Source organism: Flagellimonas sp. (assembly GCF_965233845.1).
Lineage (GTDB): Bacteria > Bacteroidota > Bacteroidia > Flavobacteriales > Flavobacteriaceae > Flagellimonas.
In genome coordinates, this window is record NZ_OZ247584.1 from 1,238,900 (window position 1) to 1,257,924 (window position 19,025).

Here is a 19,025-nt window from a genome sequence, read left to right on the forward strand (position 1 = left end):
ATCAGGTGCTTTGGAACGGACTAGGTGAAACTAATCTATAGTATGCAAAACATCCTGTTCTTAGACATTGAGGTTAATCCTAAAACCAATACAATAGATTATGGAGCAACTTTTAAGGGACAAGAATTGCATGAAAGAAACACCAATAGACTGAAGTTATGGATAAAGGAGGCCAAGTTCATTTGTGGCCATAACATTATCAAACATGATGTTCCTAAGCTAAGAAGTAAGTTAGGGGAAGAAATTTTCATAGGGAAAAAATTTATCGATACATTATTATGGTCACCCATCTTATTTGTAAAGAGGCCAAACCACAAGCTTACCAAAGGTTACCGCATTGTAAATGCATCCGAGGTCAACAACCCGCTTTCAGACTGTAAATTAACGGAAGATTACTTGATCAAAGAGTTGAATAGGTTCAATGAATTAAGTATAGAGGAACAAAGTGTATACTATGGCCTGCTCAAGGACAATCCCAGCTTTAATGCTTTTTTCGTTATGGCGGGTTTTGATGAATCCAAATTAGTTGAAAGACATATCGGGGAGTTGATAGGAGGATTCATTTGTTCAACAGTTGATTTAGATCATTATGTAAACCAATACCCGGTAGGACTCACATACGTTTTTACTTTATTGAAATTGGGGGATGCGGATGCAGTATTGCCTCCTTGGGTTCGACATGGGTACCCAGAAGCTGAAAAAATACTAAATGACATCCGATTTAAATCTTGCGATGATCCGGGGTGCGGATATTGTACGAATAAGTTGAACCCCAAAAAAGCACTCTTTGAATTCTTTAATTACAACGGTTTCAGAAAGTTTGAGGAACACAGAACAACCAGTTTACAAGAAGAAGCTGTAAGGGCAGGTCTGCAAAGAAAATCTTTTGTAGCCGTGTTTCCCACAGGTGGAGGGAAGTCACTTACCTTCCAATTGCCTGCATTAATGCGAGGTGCTTCCACCAGGCATTTGACCCTTGTTATTTCCCCTTTGATATCCCTTATGAAGGATCAGGTCGATAATCTTAGAGACCGTTTCGGGATAACAAAGGCGGTTGCGATCAATGGTTTACTGTCGCCCCTTGAACGTCAAGAAGCATTTGAAATGGTCTCGGATGGAAGGGCGGATTTATTGTACCTGTCCCCGGAATCATTGAGATCTCCGTCCATTTTCAGATTGATATTGACGCGCTCCTTGGGTCGTATTGTAATTGATGAGGCACATTGCTTTTCAAGTTGGGGACAGGACTTTAGGGTCGATTATCTCTTTATCGCAGATTTTATAAAAAAAATTGAAAGTGAAAAAAATGTTTCACAGATTCCCGTGTCTTGCTTTACCGCCACGGCAAAGCTACAGGTGATCAAGGATATTAAATTTTACTTTGAAGACCGATTGGGGCTGGAATTGGATGAATTTGTCACTAACAAGGGAAGAACGAACCTATCCTATGAAGTCGTTGATATTGAAGATCCCGAGCGCAAAATGGGTTATTTGCTTCGTGTACTTGAGGATTGCGAAAAACCGGCGATAATTTATGCATCAAGAACCAAGCAAGTGGAAAATGTATGTGCCTTGATAAATGAAGCTGGCTTTAGTTCCACCTATTTCCATGGAAAATTGGACAAGGATACCAAAAAGGCAAACATGGACGCCTTCATGAACGAGGAGAATGAGATTATTGTGGCCACTTCAGCTTTTGGGATGGGAGTGGACAAGGACAATGTAAAGACTGTTGTTCATTATACTATTTCAGATTCACTGGAAAATTATGTTCAAGAAGCGGGTAGGGCCGGAAGGGATGAAAAAATCAATGCCAAGTGCTACATATTGTACAGCGAGGAAGACTTGAACAAACATTTCAGTTTGTTACAGCGGACCAAACTGAATCACAAGGAGATCAAGGATATATGGCGAGCGATTAAAGGTCAGGCGAAGTTTCGGGATAAAATCAGTCAATCGGCTCTGGAGATTGCCAAGAAATCCGGATGGGATGCAGAAATGCTGGACTTGGAAACGAAAGTGAAAACAGCAATTTCGGCTTTGGAGGACCAAGGGTTTTTGGTAAGATCTTTGAATTCGCCCAGGGTATTTGCCGATAGTTTGTTGGTCAAAAGTTTTGACAGTGGGCAAGGAATTCTCAGAAACAGTAAAAAAATAACGGATCTAGATAAGAAGGACTGTGGCATTGTTTTAAAACGATTGATCACCGATGGCGAGACCAGGGTAGATTATCTTGCAGATATTACCCAATTGAGTGCGAAAAGAATACAGGATGTTATTCGAATGCTCAGGGACCATGCCATATTGGGCGATGCCAAGGATTTGACCGCTTTTTTGAGTTTGGTCCAATCCAAGAATGGTTCAAAAAGAATATTGGAGGACTATTTAAAAGTCGAAAAGGGCATACTTGATAGTATTAATGCAAATAAATTTCAAATTCCATTACGAGAATTAAATCAAAGGTTATTGGATAACGGGGTCGTTGAGTCCAATGTTGCGTTTATAAGGGCCTTGCTGACGTATTGGGACAAAAGGCGATTTGTCAAGAAGAGTAGAAAAGACAAGGAAAGGGATATTTATGAAGTGGAATTTATTAAACGGGAAGATCTTGTTGAAGATATAAAATGGCGCCACGGTCTATCGTTGTCCACATTTGGTTTTCTTGAAAACCTTGCCAGAAATAACAAGGAACATATAGGAGGAAAGGAAGAAGTGCCTGTTTCTTTCTCCTTACTGGAGTTGAAAGAATCCAATCAGTTTATGGGGAGTCTGGTAGAGGAAAATACCAAAAAATACGAAACCTGTTTGTTGTTCTTGAATGATATAAAGGCCATATCCTTGGAGGGAGGATTTATGGTCTTCTACAACAAACTGAACATATCGGAGGTGGATAAGAGCAAAAGAGTGTTTACCACAGATAACTACAGCAAGATCAAAGAATTTTATCTGCATAGAACGGAACAAATCCATATTGTTGGGGAATATGCCAAAAGATGTGTTCAAAATTATGAATCGGCCCTAGCCTATGTCAATGACTATTTTACATTGGATTACGAGGAGTTTTTGGCCCGATATTTTCCCAAAAAGAAAAAGGAATTACGAAGGTCAGTTACCCCCAAACGCTTTATGAAGATCATACAGGATCTGGATATCGATCAAACCAAGGTGATTGAGGACAACAAATCGGACCATATATTGGTTTATGCCGGTCCGGGCAGTGGTAAGACCAAGGTTTTGATCCATAAAATTGCCAGTTTATTGCTGATCGAGGACATAAAGCCGGAACAGTTCATGATGCTTACATTTTCAAAGGCGGCTTCATTGGAATTTAAACAGCGTGTTAGGAACCTGGTTCCTGAATATGCCGGGCTTATCAAGATTACCACTTTCCATGGCTTCTGTTTTCAATTGTTGGGTCAATTGGGGGACCTTGACAAGTCTCAAAATGTAATACGGGAATGTATCAAAGCCATAAGGGAAGGGGAAATTGATATTTCATCCCTTGAGAACAAAAGTATCTTGATGTTCGATGAATTTCAGGATATAAACCGAGAAGAGTGGGAATTGATAGAATTGATAATCGAAAAGGCAGAGAGACCACGCGTGATCGCCGTAGGGGACGACGACCAGAACATTTATGGTTTCAGGGGGTCTTCCAATGCATTTATGGGCAAGTTCAGAATTAATTACCACGCAACTTTATATACACTTCCTAAAAATTATCGCAGTTATCCGGAGATAGTGGAGTTTAATAACCACGTTTTGGGCCATCTTCGAAATAGATTAAAAAACCAACGGTTGATTGCCGGTCGGAATAGAGGGGAAGGACGTGTCAATATCATTACCTATAATGGAAAATATGTAGAGAAACCCTTGGTTGAATATATAGCTGGAACACATTTGCCCGGAAGTAAGGCCGTTTTGACCAGAACAAATATTGAAGCATTGCAAGTCAGCTCCATGCTTAAGGTGCTTGGCTACAAGGTAAAATTGATGGCAGGTTTTGAAGGGTTTAAGATTTCAAATCTGTTTGAAATTAGATGCTTTGATCGCAAATTAAGTACTGAGGTCGGAGAATCAGGAATAATATTTGAGGCATCTTGGGAGTTGGCATTGGAGTGGTTTAGAAAAACTTTCAAACAAAGTTTGCATTTTGAAACTTGTGTCGCCTTGATCAAGAAATTTGACCATTCAAACCCCGACAAAAAACTTCTAGTGGATTGGAGGGAATTCTGTAGGGAAATAAATATGGAAGATGCCATAAACCCTGACTCCGAAAGTATCGTAGTATCAACTATGCACAAAGCCAAGGGGAAGGAATATGACCATGTAATGATGTTGGTGGTAGATTATGATTGTGCCTCTGATGAATCTAGAAGATTGTTATACGTGGCGAGTACAAGGGCCAAGAAGACCCTGCATATTCACACCAATGGTGATTTCTATGACAAGATTGAATCAAATAACATCACCAGAAACAGTTATACAGGGGAATCGAATCAACCAAAGGGGTACGAGATGATTTTGGGCCATAGGGACATAAGTTTAAGTTCCTTCAAATATCAAGTACCCTTATCAATTTTAAGGACAATCCAAACAGGCGACATACTTGAAAAGGACATCAAGATCTTCGGAAGCAGTGAAGCCCCAGGATTGGCCAAGGAAAATCAGGGCAATCTGTTGTTGTTCTCAAAGAAGTTTGTCACTGAACAATACAACCCAATGATCAAAAAAGGCTATGATATAACCAGTGCCACAGCAGAATATATTGTCTATTGGTACAACAAGAATGATGAAAAGGAGTATAAGATAGTTTTACCTAGGTTGAAATTTGAGAAAGGGGATTGATATTGGATATTTATTTATTCTATCTACTTAGTTGTCATTTCAGAATTGCAGGTAACTGTTGATATAAAATGTCTCATTTATCCTGCAGAGCGGCTATGTTTTTAGGATACCTCGTTGTATGCCGTTTTTGTTTTATTCATTTCGTTTTCAGTAATTGCCAAGACATATTCTTTGACAAGTTTTGGCTCGTAATATTGTTTTATAGGTACTTGGCTATGTTATGGTTTGAGCTTGCCTAATCTTCTAACTTTAATGCAACCCTTTTAAAGCTTTCTAAGGCATCTTCAATATTTTCAACAATTTCCTGAGCTAAATTATTTGGGTCGGGTAAATTGTCTAAATCTATTATACTATCATTACGTAGCCAAAAAACATCTAGGTTCGTTTTATCACGAGTTAGAAGTTCTTCATAAGAATATTTTCGCCAACGACCTTGTGGAGTTTCTTGAGACCAGGTTTCTTTTCTTTTTTCAAGATTAGCAGAGTTATATAATTCAATAAACTCTTTTAAATCAGTAGATTTTAAAGGGTTCTTTTTGGGAGTATGGTTAATGTTTGTTCTATAATCATAGTACCAAACTTCCTTAGTTGCTGATTTTACGGGCTCTTGAGGTTTATCAAAGAAGAGAACATTTGCCTTTACACCTTGAGCATAAAAAATCCCAGTTGGAAGCCTCAAAATCGTATGCAGGTTAGTTTCTTCCATAAGTTTTTTTCTAATGGTTTCTCCGGCTCCTCCTTCAAATAGTACGTTATCAGGAAGAACCACTGCTGCACGACCATTCTCTTTCAACATTGTTACAATATGTTGTAAAAATGCTAACTGTTTATTACTCGTTGTTACCCAGAAATCTTTTCTAAGAAAATAACCATCGTTTTTAGACCGCTCTACATCAATGGTTGGAATATCACTACTACTCACTCCAAATGGAGGATTCGCCAAAACAATCGTAACCTTTTCATTCTCTTCAATTTCTCCATTAGTTCCACGTTTCAAACTGTCGGTAACTTGAATGTCGGGAGTTTCTTTAAGGTCACCTACACCATGAAGAAAGAGGTTCATTAAACACAATCGGGCCGTAGATTTCTCAATTTCCCATCCATGAAATGCCTTGAATTTTAGAAACTCAGCTTCCTGCTTTGATAATGCCTTTTCAATTAAATGATTCAAAGCACCAAGAAAGAATCCACCTGTACCACAAGAAGGGTCGGCAATCGTTTCCATAGGTTTTGGATCTATACAGGTTATTATCGTAGAAATAACAGACCGAGGAGTAAAGTACTGTCCAGCACCACTGTTTTCTGCATTTTTCTGTAGAAGTGATTCGTAGATTTCTCCTTTGATATCTATGTCCTGATTGGTCCAATTTTCACCATCAATAAGCTTAATTAATCTTTTTAGTTTTACTGAATCATGAATTTTATTCTGTGCACCAGCAAAAATCTTACTTAGCATTCCGCCAGCATTAGATAAGTTTTTTAGAAGATTTTGGTAATCTTCTATAATCTGCACACTCGTTAAAATAGTTTGCCAATCGCATCTTTTAGGCAAGTTATATTCACTCTTATTTTCGTCCGCCATTTTAAGAAACAGTAGAAAAGTCAATTGCTCTAAATAGTCACCATATCCAAGTCCATCATCTCTAAGAGTGTCACAGAATGACCATATTTTTGCTACTAAGTTATTTGTTGCCATAAGCTATATTTCTAAAATTATTTCCTCTTGCTGAATATCAAAATGGATATATGAAAAAGAAAGCTTAATAAAATTCTTTAAATGATTAAGATAGGTCCTAATTTCGTCTGATGGTGCCAAATGTGAAACCAAGACAATACATTCGGCTTCATTCACATTGGGATATAGAGAATACTCCAGTAACTGCCCAATGCCCTCTCTGATGGAGCTTCTTAAACTATTATAAGTTTTGATTTCATAAAATATGTAACCTGTGTCGGTTTTTCTGGCAACGTCTATTCTTGATGCCCCGTAAGCCGTACACTCCCGTTTCACAATTGCCTTGCCGTACTTTTTTTGAAGATATTCCAGGAATTTGGTTTGAAGGATATTATGTTTTAACTCAAGTTCAATTTCTCTCTTTCTCGCTGTTCTTTTGCTTTTTGTGCCAAGATCTGCTTCCTCGCTTCCAGAGTCTTCAAATGAAAACCCTGTTTTTATTTCGATTTCAATTTTCTCATTTAGACCCGAAGGCATATCCATCAGGGTGTATCGATTGGATGGGATTTCATTATCATCCAAAACAGGAAGTAGGTCCGCTGGAATTTCATTGAGCTGGGAAGCCTTAAATTTTACATTGAACAATTGTTCCGCACTTTCTTTTACCCAAGCATCTAACTGATTGGAATCAAGGTTGAGGTTATATAGGTCGGCTTTCATTTCATCATACCAACCTTCTTTATTGTAATGAGCTAATATCTTTTCGGATTCTTCTGGCAAAAGGACTTCTACGTCTTTGAGATTGACAACCCAAAAACTTGTGTTTGATTCTGCATCCCGGGTATAAAGCATAATGTCAAAAACCTGTCCTTCATATTTTGAACGAAATTTATGGATAGGTTCTAAAAATCCATATTTATATCCATCAATTACTTTATCCCCATCAAATAACCATTCTTCATGACCGAAACCGTGTTCATTCTCAAAACTTACGTTGGTTGATTTGCCAGTCAAACCGGATGGCTTTACCCAGCCGCTGGTATTCCAAATGATGCGAGCAATTTTAGATTCTTTAGAAAGTAACTTCTTTAAGTGATTGTGATGTGGTAAATATTTCTTGACGTATGCCCTGCTTTCGGAAATAAGTCTATCCCAATTGTATTCTTCTAGCTGATCAAATGAAATTCTTGGCCATTCCCAATTGATTAAGGCTTTATACTCTTCAAGTAATTTGATTTTGTAGCTGGGAAGTGCTTTTGTGGTCTCGAAATAGCCATCCAACTTATAACCGATGAATTCATCAGAGCCATTTACAACAACCATGAAAAACACATCTTCATCTTCACCAGAGTATATTCTTGGCCAAAAGTAAGGTTTTATTCGAGCTACATGACCATTGAGCCAATTTCCATCTTGCCTTAACCTAAAGCCTTCTATTAAAATTTGCTCTGCCCAATATTTGGCTTTGGCAATGATAGAATAGAGTTTTTGACCATAGTATTGATGTGCCGGATTTGATTTTCGGTAATCCGTATTAACTATGGAGCTGTAAAACTCTAATTCTTCTTTGGTGAAGAAATTGTACCCTCCTTCATAATATCGAAATTCAAACCCTAATTCATTTTCAATATATCTACGGTACGATTCATTGGATTGAAATTGCAATTGCTCTGCAGTAGCTAGTTCATAAGCAGTTCTTACTAGGTGTTTAAACGGATACTCTTTACCATTAACCACTACATGGTATTGACTCCAAACATAGTTTTTTGGAATTCCTTCCCGATCTAAGATGGCTGCAGCTTGCTCAATGTAGGTTCTATTTAATGCTTCGAGTTTCATAATTAAGCAATTGCAATTAACGCATCCTCAAGCCATTCAAATTCTTTTTCTTTAGACTTTGTTTTAACATAGTTAAATACTACTATAGAATGGGGCTTGGTTCTACGTGCAAGGACTGCTAAGTTGTTAAAGCAAACCTCCATGATTTCGTCAATTTTGGCAATATCACCTTTGTTTAACATCAAGGCGTTTTGAGTTTCTTGAACAACCAAAGAGCATTTTGTCCAAACACTTGCTCTGCCACGCACCAATGATTTATGACTAAGGCCATAGCACTTAATAGTGATAGAAGCTCTTAAATACTTGATTGGATCATCCTCTTGATTATAAACTTCGTAAGGCAAACCGTCTCTATCAAAACCAAGCAAACTTACATCTCTTGCATTAGTGGGGTCGAGAAGTAAAGGTCTTTCTCCTTTGCAAAACATATCATTTTCTTTAGCTACTTGTTTTTTATCACAAAGGGGGAAATAATTGCCTTTACCGAACACATCCTCACCTTCTTCAAACCGGCCCTTTCTAAGTAAATTTGCTAATGATCCAGAAAGTCTGAAGTTCTTCCAGTCATATGATAGCCACCAATAACCACAATCCAATATTTTATCACCATTTTCGTCAATTGATTTTGCCTTTGGGCGAAAATGATCAATATGCCATTCACTTGAATTTTCTTTGGATTCAGTATACCAACATTTATCACCAGACAATTCGGAAAGTACTGGATATAATTCACCCCAAATGTTGTTCTTTGACCAGTATTTAGCCCTTTCTTCCTTGTCAAGTAATTTTAACGCATCCAGATGGTTTTTTGCTTTATCTTCCCATGAAGAAAAAGCACCTGTGCCCTTAATTCTATCAAATGTTTCTATAAGTTGTGTAATATCTATAAATCTCATTTGCCTTTCTTTTTTGCTTCAACAATTTTCGCAGCCACCTTTTTGCTTTGTTGTTTTAGCACAGTCAATTCATCATCAGTATATTCAACTTTTTGAAAAGACTCAATTTCAGACATTTCCTTGATGTATTGTTTGAACCAGTAGTCTTCTGATTCTTCATAGAATCCCAGATTATCTAATTCTTTTTTTAATTTCAGGTATTCTGCTTTTTCAAGCTCAGAATATTCATCTCTCATTATTTTACCTTGTAAGAACCTCTTTTTGTTTAATTTTTCTTGAGTAGGTATATCCAACACAGAGGGTAAACCAAAGAGGTCACTGGTTAGAATCCCACTTACACCCAATCCCTTCGGGTCTTTTAGAGGTTTTGTTATATAAGTCCTCGCTTTTTGATTATCTCTTTTGAAAATCTGGACTTGGTTTTTCTCCATTGCACCTATAATTAATGGGTCGTGCGAACAAAAAATAATTTGAGTTGATTTTGGCTTTTGAACTACTCTATCGATATACTCCAAGTATTTCCATTTCCAAATAGGGTTTAAATGGGTGTCAGGTTCATCTAAAAGTATAAGAGCATCATCATCTCTGGTAAATCTTAACATTCCCAAAACAGTAAGCAATTGTTTCTCGCCCTCACTTAATTCTTTATTTGGAATTTCAATATTATCTTCCTCTTTAACCACATTTACATGTAAGTCATGAATCAAGTCAGAAATTTCTAAGCTGTTTAGTGCGTTAAAGAAGTCAATCTTATCTGCATATTTGAGCGACTTTAAATCATTAAATGTGTTTTTATCCTTTATATACAAATACCATCTTTCCTGTTTTTCATTTTTTTTATAGTCTACATAAACAGTCTCTTCATGATGAATTGGAGCAAGCGAAAACCTAAATAGGTCCTCCAAGAATCTTCTTACCAAGCCTTTTGCACCCCAAAACATATCTGATTGCAAGCTCTCTTTAGCCCACCTGGGCTTTTTTAAGACAAACAATGCAGACCCAAAATCCTTTATTCCCAATTCTTCCTGAAGGAATTTCAGAGTGTCCGCTTCTCTATGTTTGAAAAGATAAAAAGCAATTAAAGCCATGCTTCCGTGAATATTATCAACCAGGAATAACCTTGGTATTTCTTTAAACTCAGAATATGTCGCTCCTTCCTTTGTTATCGAGTCATAATATTTTTTCAAGTGGGGATTAAAAAGTTCTTTCATTCTATTATTGATCCCTGAGTAATAGACGAATATATGTTTAGGGAGATATTGGCCTTTGTTCCTGAAAAATAATGTCCTTGACTTTAAAGGCGAATCATTTATTTTGAAATTATAAGTGCCATTAACCGCATCAATTTCAATTTGATGTCCTTTGCATTCATATTTCAGATAATAATCGAATTTTGGTGCATTTTCAAAATCTAAATCCCTAAAAATAAGAACCAAGGCTTCCAAAAAATTTGATTTCCCCGTGGCATTTAACCCTAGTAATACAGTTTCCCGCTCTCCAGCATCTATATCAATCTGAAAATCCTGCAGATTCTTGAACCGCGTTTTGATATGCACTTTATCTATTCTCATTTAGCTAGGCTTAGTAAAGATTCAGTGCCTTTTTTCACTTCTTTGATTTTCGACTGTATTTCTTTCAGCTCTTTATAGAAGTCTTCAATATTCTCTTTGTGCTTACACTTTTGCCATACATCTATGGCAAGCATAGGATTGTCGGAAGTTGCGAGTACTTCTTCAATGCTCAGTTCTTTAATCATCTTCTTAGTTTTTTTAGGTATTCTTTTCTTCAATTGTTTCTGCTCTTCCAGATACTTTTTCTTTGCTGCCTGTATGCGTTTGAGCAGTTCCCACGCAGGGTCATCTTTAGGATCTTGGGGGACTAACTTTCCTTCAAAGGCCATTTTTAGAATAGATTGCCGAAGGGCTTCTGATTTTTGAAGGCCAGATTCAATTGTTAGTTCAAGATTGTCAATTACCGAAAACCGAGATTCAATCAAATCTGCGATTTTCGTTTGCTCACCTTTTGAGCACAATGGAATAATTAGACTGGACAATTCACCTGAATTAATATTATTAACTCCACTTGTAGATTTAGCTTTTAATACAATTTGAGTTCTTAAATCCTGAGATTCCAAAACATTAAGCAAGTATCTTGAGTCAACAATATTGGCTAAAGGTCTTAGTCTAATAAGATAACCAGCATATAATTTATCAGTATTCATTTTCCTGATTATAGAGCATCTGCCAACTAAATCCACACTTCCGTTTGAACGTATTGTTAAAATATCACCCTCTTTTAAAAGATATGGCTCTTTCTCATCTTCGGTAAAAAACGCGTACTTCAAATCCTCTTCATCTATGATACCTGATTTTAGATTAGGAATCCTAAGAACTGCGGTTCCACTGTTATCGTATGTGCACTTTCTTGATGTCCCATATTTGGGCATTTCAATAACTGAAATTAGAACGTTATATAGCCAAGATGTGGGTAATTTAGCTTTGTTTAAAAGTAGCTCCGAGTTTAAATTACTTACTTCAATTGGTTTGTTGGGCTTCCTAGGTTTCCTTCCTCTCTTACTCTGCTTCTCCCATTCCTTGACCGCAGCTTTCCAGTCTTTGAGTTCTTGTTGGTAGCGTTGATGGTGATCTGTTCTAATCCGTTCCAGCAGCTTTTCTGCGGACTCAGGATTGTTTTCTTTGCGCCATTGCTGGGTGAGTTTTCCTTCAAAACCCTGTTTCAACAACGCCTGTCGATAGACTTTTAATTGGTTTTGTGCCAATTTGAGATTAGACACGCCATTGTCCAAGTCGCTGAAAAGTTCTTCGATTTTGGATACTATGCGGTGTTGTTCGTTAAGTGGGGGGAGCGTTACAGGAAGTTTTCTACTTTCTTCAAGAGGCAATGTTAGTCTTCCAGTTCCAGTAGCCTTTTCAAATGAATATTTATTTACAAAAGGGGTATTCAAGTAAAATTCCAATAATTTAGGGCTAACGAATTCTTTAAATGGTTTTATCAAACCAAGCCCGACAAAAATTGATACTTCATAGTTAAAATCAATTCTTTTTGCATAACCAAGAGTCCCGATCCTCGGAAATAGTATGTCATCAAATTCTGGTTTTGCCCTCTTCGAAAGTTCTTCATGTTCTTCTTTAGAGATATACTTTTTGTATTTCTTGAAATTTATTTCTTCGAATGGACGGATATTGGCGATAGAAATAAAGGGCACACCGGAATCAATATATTTTGGTGTTTTATGTGTTCCATCTGTAACTACTTTACATATTTCATCTAACTTAACAATTACCCAATTACTAGGGATGTTATATTTCATTTCCATCTAGGCTAACACTTTTTTATTCTGCTCATTAACTAGTTCATCCATACCGTCCCCCAAAAAGATTCCACATTTTCATGATACCACCTTTGGCTTTAAAAGGACTGTAGACCAAATCGTTTTTTTCGATTTGTAAGAAAGTGGGACATCATTGAAATATTTCTGCTTACTTGCTGCATAAGCAAGTGATTGACTTTTAACAACGGTTAGATTTTGTCCTTCTTACTCTTTTTTTTACTTCGATTATTCTAACTGGTTTTCTGTCAACAAATGAGACATAATCAGCCGGTGTGACTTCTGTCTGATACTCCTTAATTGCAATCCCTAAAGTAGCACTAAAATCAAGCTTTTTATTATCTAGAATAACCACTCCTGCATGACGCTGCTCTTGGTCTATTCGGTCACACACTATTTGTTCTGGGGTTAGGTTATTCGTTTGAGTCATTTTATGGTATTTTTAATAAAAAATATTATAATTCCCTTTATTTCAGAGAGTTGAAAAAAAACCATGGTTAAACAATTTTTCTTTGTTCAAGTCGGTGGCTCTAGTTGTAATTTTTTAATAGAGATATTTTAAAACTGAAAAGTTACATAAAACAAAAAAACTAGTGGGCTTTGATTCCAAAGCTATTCAGGACGTAGGTCATCTATATGTATTGTTCATTTATTTGTAACACATAACTCGTATATATCCACAACTTTCCTAAGCATTCATCATCAAAGTAGCCAACTATAACCAAGTTTTCCATTTGAAGTTAAACCATAGTAGTCCTAAATTACTATTAAAATTTTTGGGAAAGAATAGGAACTAAATGTAAGAATTTTCAATAAAAATGGATACAAAACCTGCAAGGCAACTAAAACTGAGGTTTTTAGTAAAAAGAACTATCTCTTATTTTTTAATCTTCAATTTTGGATTGATTTCCTCTAATCTTTGATAAAAGTCTGAAAGCGGGATTTTGAAATATTTACATAATTCAAAAATTGTACTTGAAGAAGGGTCATTGGTAGTGGTCTCTATTCTTCCTATATGTATACCGGTATCATCTTTAACATTTTGCTGAGTCAATCCTTCTTCGGCTCGAAGTTCTTTTAGAGCCAACGAAATACTGGTAAGAAGTTCTTTATTCTTTATTTTCTTCATGTGAGATTCAAAATGAATCAGAAAAAAATCCAATGACAATCACATAAATGTGATTATTTTCATATATTCGAACCATTCAACTAACAATAGTTGATATTTTTGCGATTGTTCGTATTGACAATATTGGAAGCAATCGCTTTGAATCTCGGATGGAAAACTGGTAATTTTTGGTGCACGGGATGATAAGTAGATTTGCTCACGACCCGGGCGTGGGCTCTCTTATTCTTGCACAGGTATACCAGTACCTCCATTCGGTAAGTTGAGTTCCATGCCCAACTTTTTCTTAGCGTTTGGTTTCTTTTGGTCTTTTTCGGGGCATCGCCCAACCAATAGGGTTATGGGAAAATTTGGGTCTAATTTTTTAAAAGAAATCGTTTCACAGGCCTGTTCCATTTTTGGGACAACGCTATCGGTGTTCGATATCCTTTTTAAGAAAAAACCCAAAAACCCCATTTGATCCACCCTTGGCTATAGTTATGGGATTCACGCTGCACATTTTCCGGTAATCAATATCCCTTTGTCCCATAACTGAAGACTTCATTTTTTGGGCAACCGGCCCAACACAAAATAATAGCCACAAATTTTTAAGGAATCCCATTTCCAAGGCACACGACACCTTGGACAGGATGGCCTTTGTCCAGATACTTGCCCTTGGCCGCTTTGACCATAGGGAAGACAAAACCCTCCACAGACTTTGACGGGTATATGGAGGGCGGTCCAATCCATCTCAAAAAAATAGTCAAACCTTTTAAAATTATGAAAAAATCAATGAATTTCTCGGGTAGGATACCCTTATTCCTAATCCTTTATCTGTTGGTGTCCACCTTATTTGCCGAAAAGCTGTTGGCACGTAGTGTACCGGTGACACTACAGGCCATAATCCCCGGTACGATCACCGATACTGGGGGCCAGCCATTGGCCGGGGTGCACATCCAAGTGGTATCAACAGGTGTGGGAACCATTTCGGAACTTGACGGTTCCTTTACCGTTCAAGCAGAATCAAATGATACCTTGGTGTTTTCCATATTGGGGTTCAAGTCCCTAAGCGTGCCCATTGCGGGCAAAACGATGGTGCACGTACAACTGGAAGAAGATGTGACCCAGTTGGGCGAGGTGGTGCTCAATGCGGGCTACTATTCCGTTTCGGATAAGGAGCGCACCGGAAATATCGCCACAATCAAGGCCAAGACCATGGAAAAACAGCCCGTGGGCAACCCCTTGGCGGCCGTGCAGGGGCATTTGTCCGGGGTGAACATAGTCCAATCCACCGGGCTCCCGGGTGGTGGGTTTTCCGTCGAGGTCAGGGGCCGGAACTTTCTCAGTGGTGCTGCGGATCCGCTTTTCATCGTGGACGGGGTGCCCTTTGGCTCACAATCCTTGGGTGCATCCCGGGTCTCGGGCCGGATCCTTGGTGGGAACGTCAGTCCGCTCAATGCCATCAACCCCAATGACATCGAAAGCATCGAGGTGCTCAAGGACGCCGATGCCACGGCCATCTATGGTTCCCGAGGGGCCAATGGGGTGGTGCTCATCACGACCAGGAAGGGACGGGCAGGGAGGACACGTTTTGATGCCCACCTCAGTACCACTTTGGGAAAGGTCTCCCATTTCTTGGACCTGATGGATACCCAACAGTACCTGGAAGTACGAAGGGAAGGCATTTCCAATGATGGGTTTGCGGAGCTTTTGGAAATCCCGGATTTCGACTTTTTCTGGCCCGATGTGAAACTTTGGGACAATGAACGCCAAACCGATTGGCAAGAGGAGCTGATCGGGGGAACCGCTTACCGCCATAATGCCCAACTCTCTGTTTCAGGAGGGAACGACCAGACCCAGTTCCTGGTCAGTGGCTCCTACCAAAAGGAAACCACGGTTTTCCCAGGGAATTCCAGGTATCAGAGGGCCAACCTGCACAGCAATGTGGACCATAGGTCCGGAAATGGCCGGTTCAAGATCAACCTTTCCACAAGCTTTGCCCATGAGGACAACCAAATGCCGACCGTTGACTTTACGGCCAAGGCATATACCCTGGAGCCCAATGCCCCGGCACTCTATGACGGGGAGGGCAACATCAATTGGGAGAACAACAGTTGGGACAACCCGATCGCCTCCTTGGAAGAGGACTATGCCGCCATTTCAAATACCTTGGTCTCCAATGCCCTTGTGTCCTATACGATACTGCCAAATCTGGACCTCAGTTCCAGATTGGGCATTTCCAGCTATCGGTTGGACTCGTACCGTGCCATGCCCAGTTCGGCCCGAAACCCGGGTCTGGGCGTCACGCCACAGAATTATTCCAACCTTACCACCAACGCCTCCAAAAGGAATACGTGGATCGTGGAGCCCCAATTGAACTGGCACAAGGACTGGAACAAGTTCGCCTTGGACCTTCTGGTGGGAACCACCTTTCAACAGGAAACATCCGAACAACTGGTGCAACGGGGGTTGGGATTTCCAAACAATGCCCTGATACGTAATCTATCGGCGGCGGAGAGCCTCCAGATCATTGCCGATTCCGACAGTGATTACAAATACAATGCCATTTTTGGGAGGGCCAATCTCAAATTATTGGATAGGTACATCCTCAATGTGACCGGACGTAGGGACGGGTCGTCCCGGTTCGGGCCTGGCAAGCAGTTCGGGAATTTCAGTGCAATAGGGCTCGCCTGGATCTTTTCGGAAGAGGCCCTGTTCGGGAAGCGGTCCGCATTGAGCTTTGGCAAGTTTCGGGCCAGCCTCGGTACCACAGGAAGTGACAATATAGGGGATTACCGGTTTTTGGAGACCTATGGTGTTTCAGGGAACAATTATGACGGTACGACCATTTTGGAACCAACGGGCATATTCAATCCCAGATTTGGTTGGGAGGAGAACAATAAGTTCGAAGTGGCCCTAGAGCTGGGTTTCTTTAAGGACAGGTTGAGGCTTAACCCCTCATGGTATCGTAACCGATCCTCCAACCAGCTCAGCGGGATTCCCTTGGCGGCGACAACGGGCTTTTCACAACTGACCGGTAATTTCGATGCGATAGTGGAGAATACTGGTTTTGAGCTGGACCTGAGCAGTGCCAACATCCGCGGTGGGAAGTTCAGGTGGTCCACCACACTTAACCTTACCGTGCCAAAGAACAAGTTGGTCGCCTTTGACGGACTGGAGACATCCACATTTGCAAATCGCTATGTCATTGGCCAGCCCCTTACCATTGTGCTATTGTACCACGCCCTTGGCGTCGATCCGGAAACTGGGGCCTATACCTTCGAGGACTATAATGGGGATGGGGACATCAGCAGTACGGAAGACCGTCAATGGATCGAGGACCTGGCCCCAGAACTGTATGGGGGATTGGGCAATACCCTCGTCCTAGGGAACCTCACACTGGATGTATTTTTCCAGTTCAAGAAACAGATGGCCTACAATACCCTTCGATTTGCCGCAACACCTGGCTATAAGGGGAACACTCCTGCGGAGCTGTATGACAGATGGCAGGCTGCCGGTGATATGGCACCCTTTCAAAGGGCCTCTGGGGGACTGTCCGGTGGCGAGGACCTCGGTGCACGCCAGCAAGAGAGCAATGCCGCAATCTCCGATGCATCCTTTGTCCGTTTGAGGAACATTTCCCTGAACTATAAGTTCCCATCCCCTGATGAGGGATTGGATATCAATGTGTACCTGCAAGGGCAGAACCTTTGGACAATCACGGATTACAATGGCCCTGACCCCGAACAGCCCTCAAGTACACGTTTGCCCCCATTGCGACAGATCTCCTTGGGACTCCAAGTCAGTTTTTAACCTAAAACAATAACATTATGACACAAATTGAACATAAGAAACATAGAGAAAGATTCCATTCGGAAAGTACGACAACCCACATCTCGGCCCGATGTACCCTTCTGGTTGTTCTGTTGGCCCTGCTCAACGGTTGCACCAACTTTGTGGAAGTGGACCCCCCAAAGAACACCTTGGTCTCCGAGACCGTATTCGATGATCCTGCCACAGTGGAATCCGCCCTGGCCAACCTTTATCACGGCATGCGCGAACAGGGTATGGTTTCGGGCGCCAATGGGCTCACCCCGGTAATCGGCATTTATGCCGATGAACTGGACTATTACGGATTCAATGCGGACCATTCCCAGTTGTACCAGCACAACGTCCTTGCGGCGAACGGTATCATGGCCGAGTGGTGGGGGCAGGCTTATCAACTGATCTATGGGGCCAATGATATCATCAATGGGGCAAGTACCTCTGGACAACTTAGTATGGAGGAAAAGAACCTGTACGTGGGACAGGCACTATTTGTGCGTGCCTATCTCCACAGTCTGTTGGCCAACCTTTTTGGGGACATTCCCTATGTGACCACCACAGATTATGTGGAGAACAACAGCATATCCCGTTTGGCTCGTGCGACAGCCCAGGAAAAAAGTATCATGGACCTGGAAGAGGCCTTGGCACTTTTCGAGGACGCTGGGCCGGAGACCGGTGGGCGGATATACCCCGACCGATACGTAGCCATGGCACTATTGTCGCGCCTGTACCTGCACTTGGGCAATTGGGAAAAAGCAGAGACAGTGGCAACCCAACTTATCAATGCCTTCCCATTGGAGGCGGACCTGGCCGGGGTGTTCCTAAAGAGTTCCCCGGAGACCATTTGGGAATTAAAGGCGGATGCCGAATTTCCAAGGAACACCAGGGAGGCGGAACAGTTGATCATACAGGCGGTTCCCGGTCAGACCTATGCATTGACAGAAGACCTTTTGGAGGCATTTGAACCGGGCGACCAAAGGTCGATTCAATGGATCGGCAGTATTTCGGATTCGGACAATACTGTCACCCTGTATTATCCTTCCAAGTACAGGGCAGGAATCAATGAAACGGAGTCCCTTGAATATTCCATTCTTTTTCGATCTGCGGAGCAGGTGCTGATACGGGCAGAGGCCAGGTTAAGGCGCGGGGACATCACAGGGGCACAAGCGGATATCAATGCCATAAGAAACAGGGCAGGGCTTTCCAATACTACTGCAACGACCGAAAACGCCCTCATGGATGCCATCCTTAAGGAACGTCGGTTGGAACTGTTCACGGAACAGGGCCATCGATGGTTCGATCTAGCGCGAACGGGAAGGGCGGATGAAGTATTGGGCAATTTGAAGCCCAATTGGCAGTCCACGGACCTCCTGCTTCCCATCCCGGAGAATGAATTGGAGACCAATCCCAACCTATTGCCACAGAACCCGGGATATTGACCTATGTGAAACACAGGCCGGTCGTCCGTTGATCCATGGCGCCCGCCTA

At 40.7% G+C, this 19,025-nt stretch carries 10 protein-coding genes; 3 read left to right on the forward strand and 7 right to left on the reverse strand.

Annotated elements, in window-relative coordinates; all coding sequences use genetic code 11:
• The first annotated feature begins 42 nt into the window (after positions 1 to 42).
• Positions 43 to 4,848, forward strand: coding sequence for a RecQ family ATP-dependent DNA helicase (locus ACO6S0_RS05535; RefSeq protein ID WP_422351001.1), 4,806 nt, complete (start codon positions 43 to 45; stop codon positions 4,846 to 4,848).
• A 235-nt stretch (positions 4,849 to 5,083) separates the two neighbouring features.
• Here the strand turns inward: ACO6S0_RS05535 and ACO6S0_RS05540 are convergent, their stop codons facing one another.
• The 7 genes from ACO6S0_RS05540 to ACO6S0_RS05570 all read right to left on the reverse strand — a co-directional run bounded on the left by ACO6S0_RS05540 (position 5,084) and on the right by ACO6S0_RS05570 (position 13,736).
• Positions 5,084 to 6,544 carry a type I restriction-modification system subunit M gene (locus tag ACO6S0_RS05540; RefSeq protein WP_422351002.1) on the reverse strand — a complete coding sequence of 487 codons (1,461 nt, stop codon included), beginning with the start codon at positions 6,542 to 6,544 and terminating at the stop codon, positions 5,084 to 5,086.
• 3 nt (positions 6,545 to 6,547) lie between these two features.
• Positions 6,548 to 8,362: a hypothetical protein gene (locus tag ACO6S0_RS05545; RefSeq protein ID WP_422351003.1), complete on the reverse strand. Its 1,815-nt coding sequence runs from the start codon at positions 8,360 to 8,362 to the stop codon at positions 6,548 to 6,550.
• Positions 8,363 to 8,364: 2 nt separating this feature from the next.
• Entirely contained in the window at positions 8,365 to 9,258 is an 894-nt protein-coding gene (locus ACO6S0_RS05550; RefSeq protein WP_422351004.1) for a hypothetical protein, read from the reverse strand.
• Positions 9,255 to 10,829, reverse strand: a complete 1,575-nt coding sequence (locus ACO6S0_RS05555; protein WP_422351005.1) for an AAA family ATPase — start codon at positions 10,827 to 10,829, stop codon at positions 9,255 to 9,257. The genes ACO6S0_RS05550 and ACO6S0_RS05555 overlap by 4 nt, the downstream gene beginning before the upstream one ends.
• Entirely contained in the window at positions 10,826 to 12,589 is a 1,764-nt protein-coding gene (locus tag ACO6S0_RS05560) for a restriction endonuclease subunit S (RefSeq protein WP_422351006.1), read from the reverse strand. Before ACO6S0_RS05560 ends, ACO6S0_RS05555 begins: the two co-directional genes overlap by 4 nt.
• Before the next feature lie 199 nt (positions 12,590 to 12,788).
• Entirely contained in the window at positions 12,789 to 13,037 is a 249-nt protein-coding gene (locus ACO6S0_RS05565) for a hypothetical protein (protein ID WP_422351007.1), read from the reverse strand.
• A 447-nt stretch (positions 13,038 to 13,484) separates the two neighbouring features.
• Positions 13,485 to 13,736: a helix-turn-helix domain-containing protein gene (locus tag ACO6S0_RS05570; RefSeq protein WP_422351008.1), complete on the reverse strand. Its 252-nt coding sequence runs from the start codon at positions 13,734 to 13,736 to the stop codon at positions 13,485 to 13,487.
• A gap of 756 nt (positions 13,737 to 14,492) precedes the next feature.
• Between ACO6S0_RS05570 and ACO6S0_RS05575 the strand changes: the two genes are divergently transcribed.
• Positions 14,493 to 17,525 (forward strand): SusC/RagA family TonB-linked outer membrane protein, encoded by a 3,033-nt coding sequence (locus ACO6S0_RS05575; RefSeq protein ID WP_422351009.1) that lies wholly within the window; start codon positions 14,493 to 14,495, stop codon positions 17,523 to 17,525.
• Between the two features lie 17 nt (positions 17,526 to 17,542).
• Positions 17,543 to 18,976, forward strand: coding sequence for a RagB/SusD family nutrient uptake outer membrane protein (locus ACO6S0_RS05580; RefSeq protein ID WP_422351010.1), 1,434 nt, complete (start codon positions 17,543 to 17,545; stop codon positions 18,974 to 18,976).
• Positions 18,977 to 19,025: the final 49 nt, after the last annotated feature.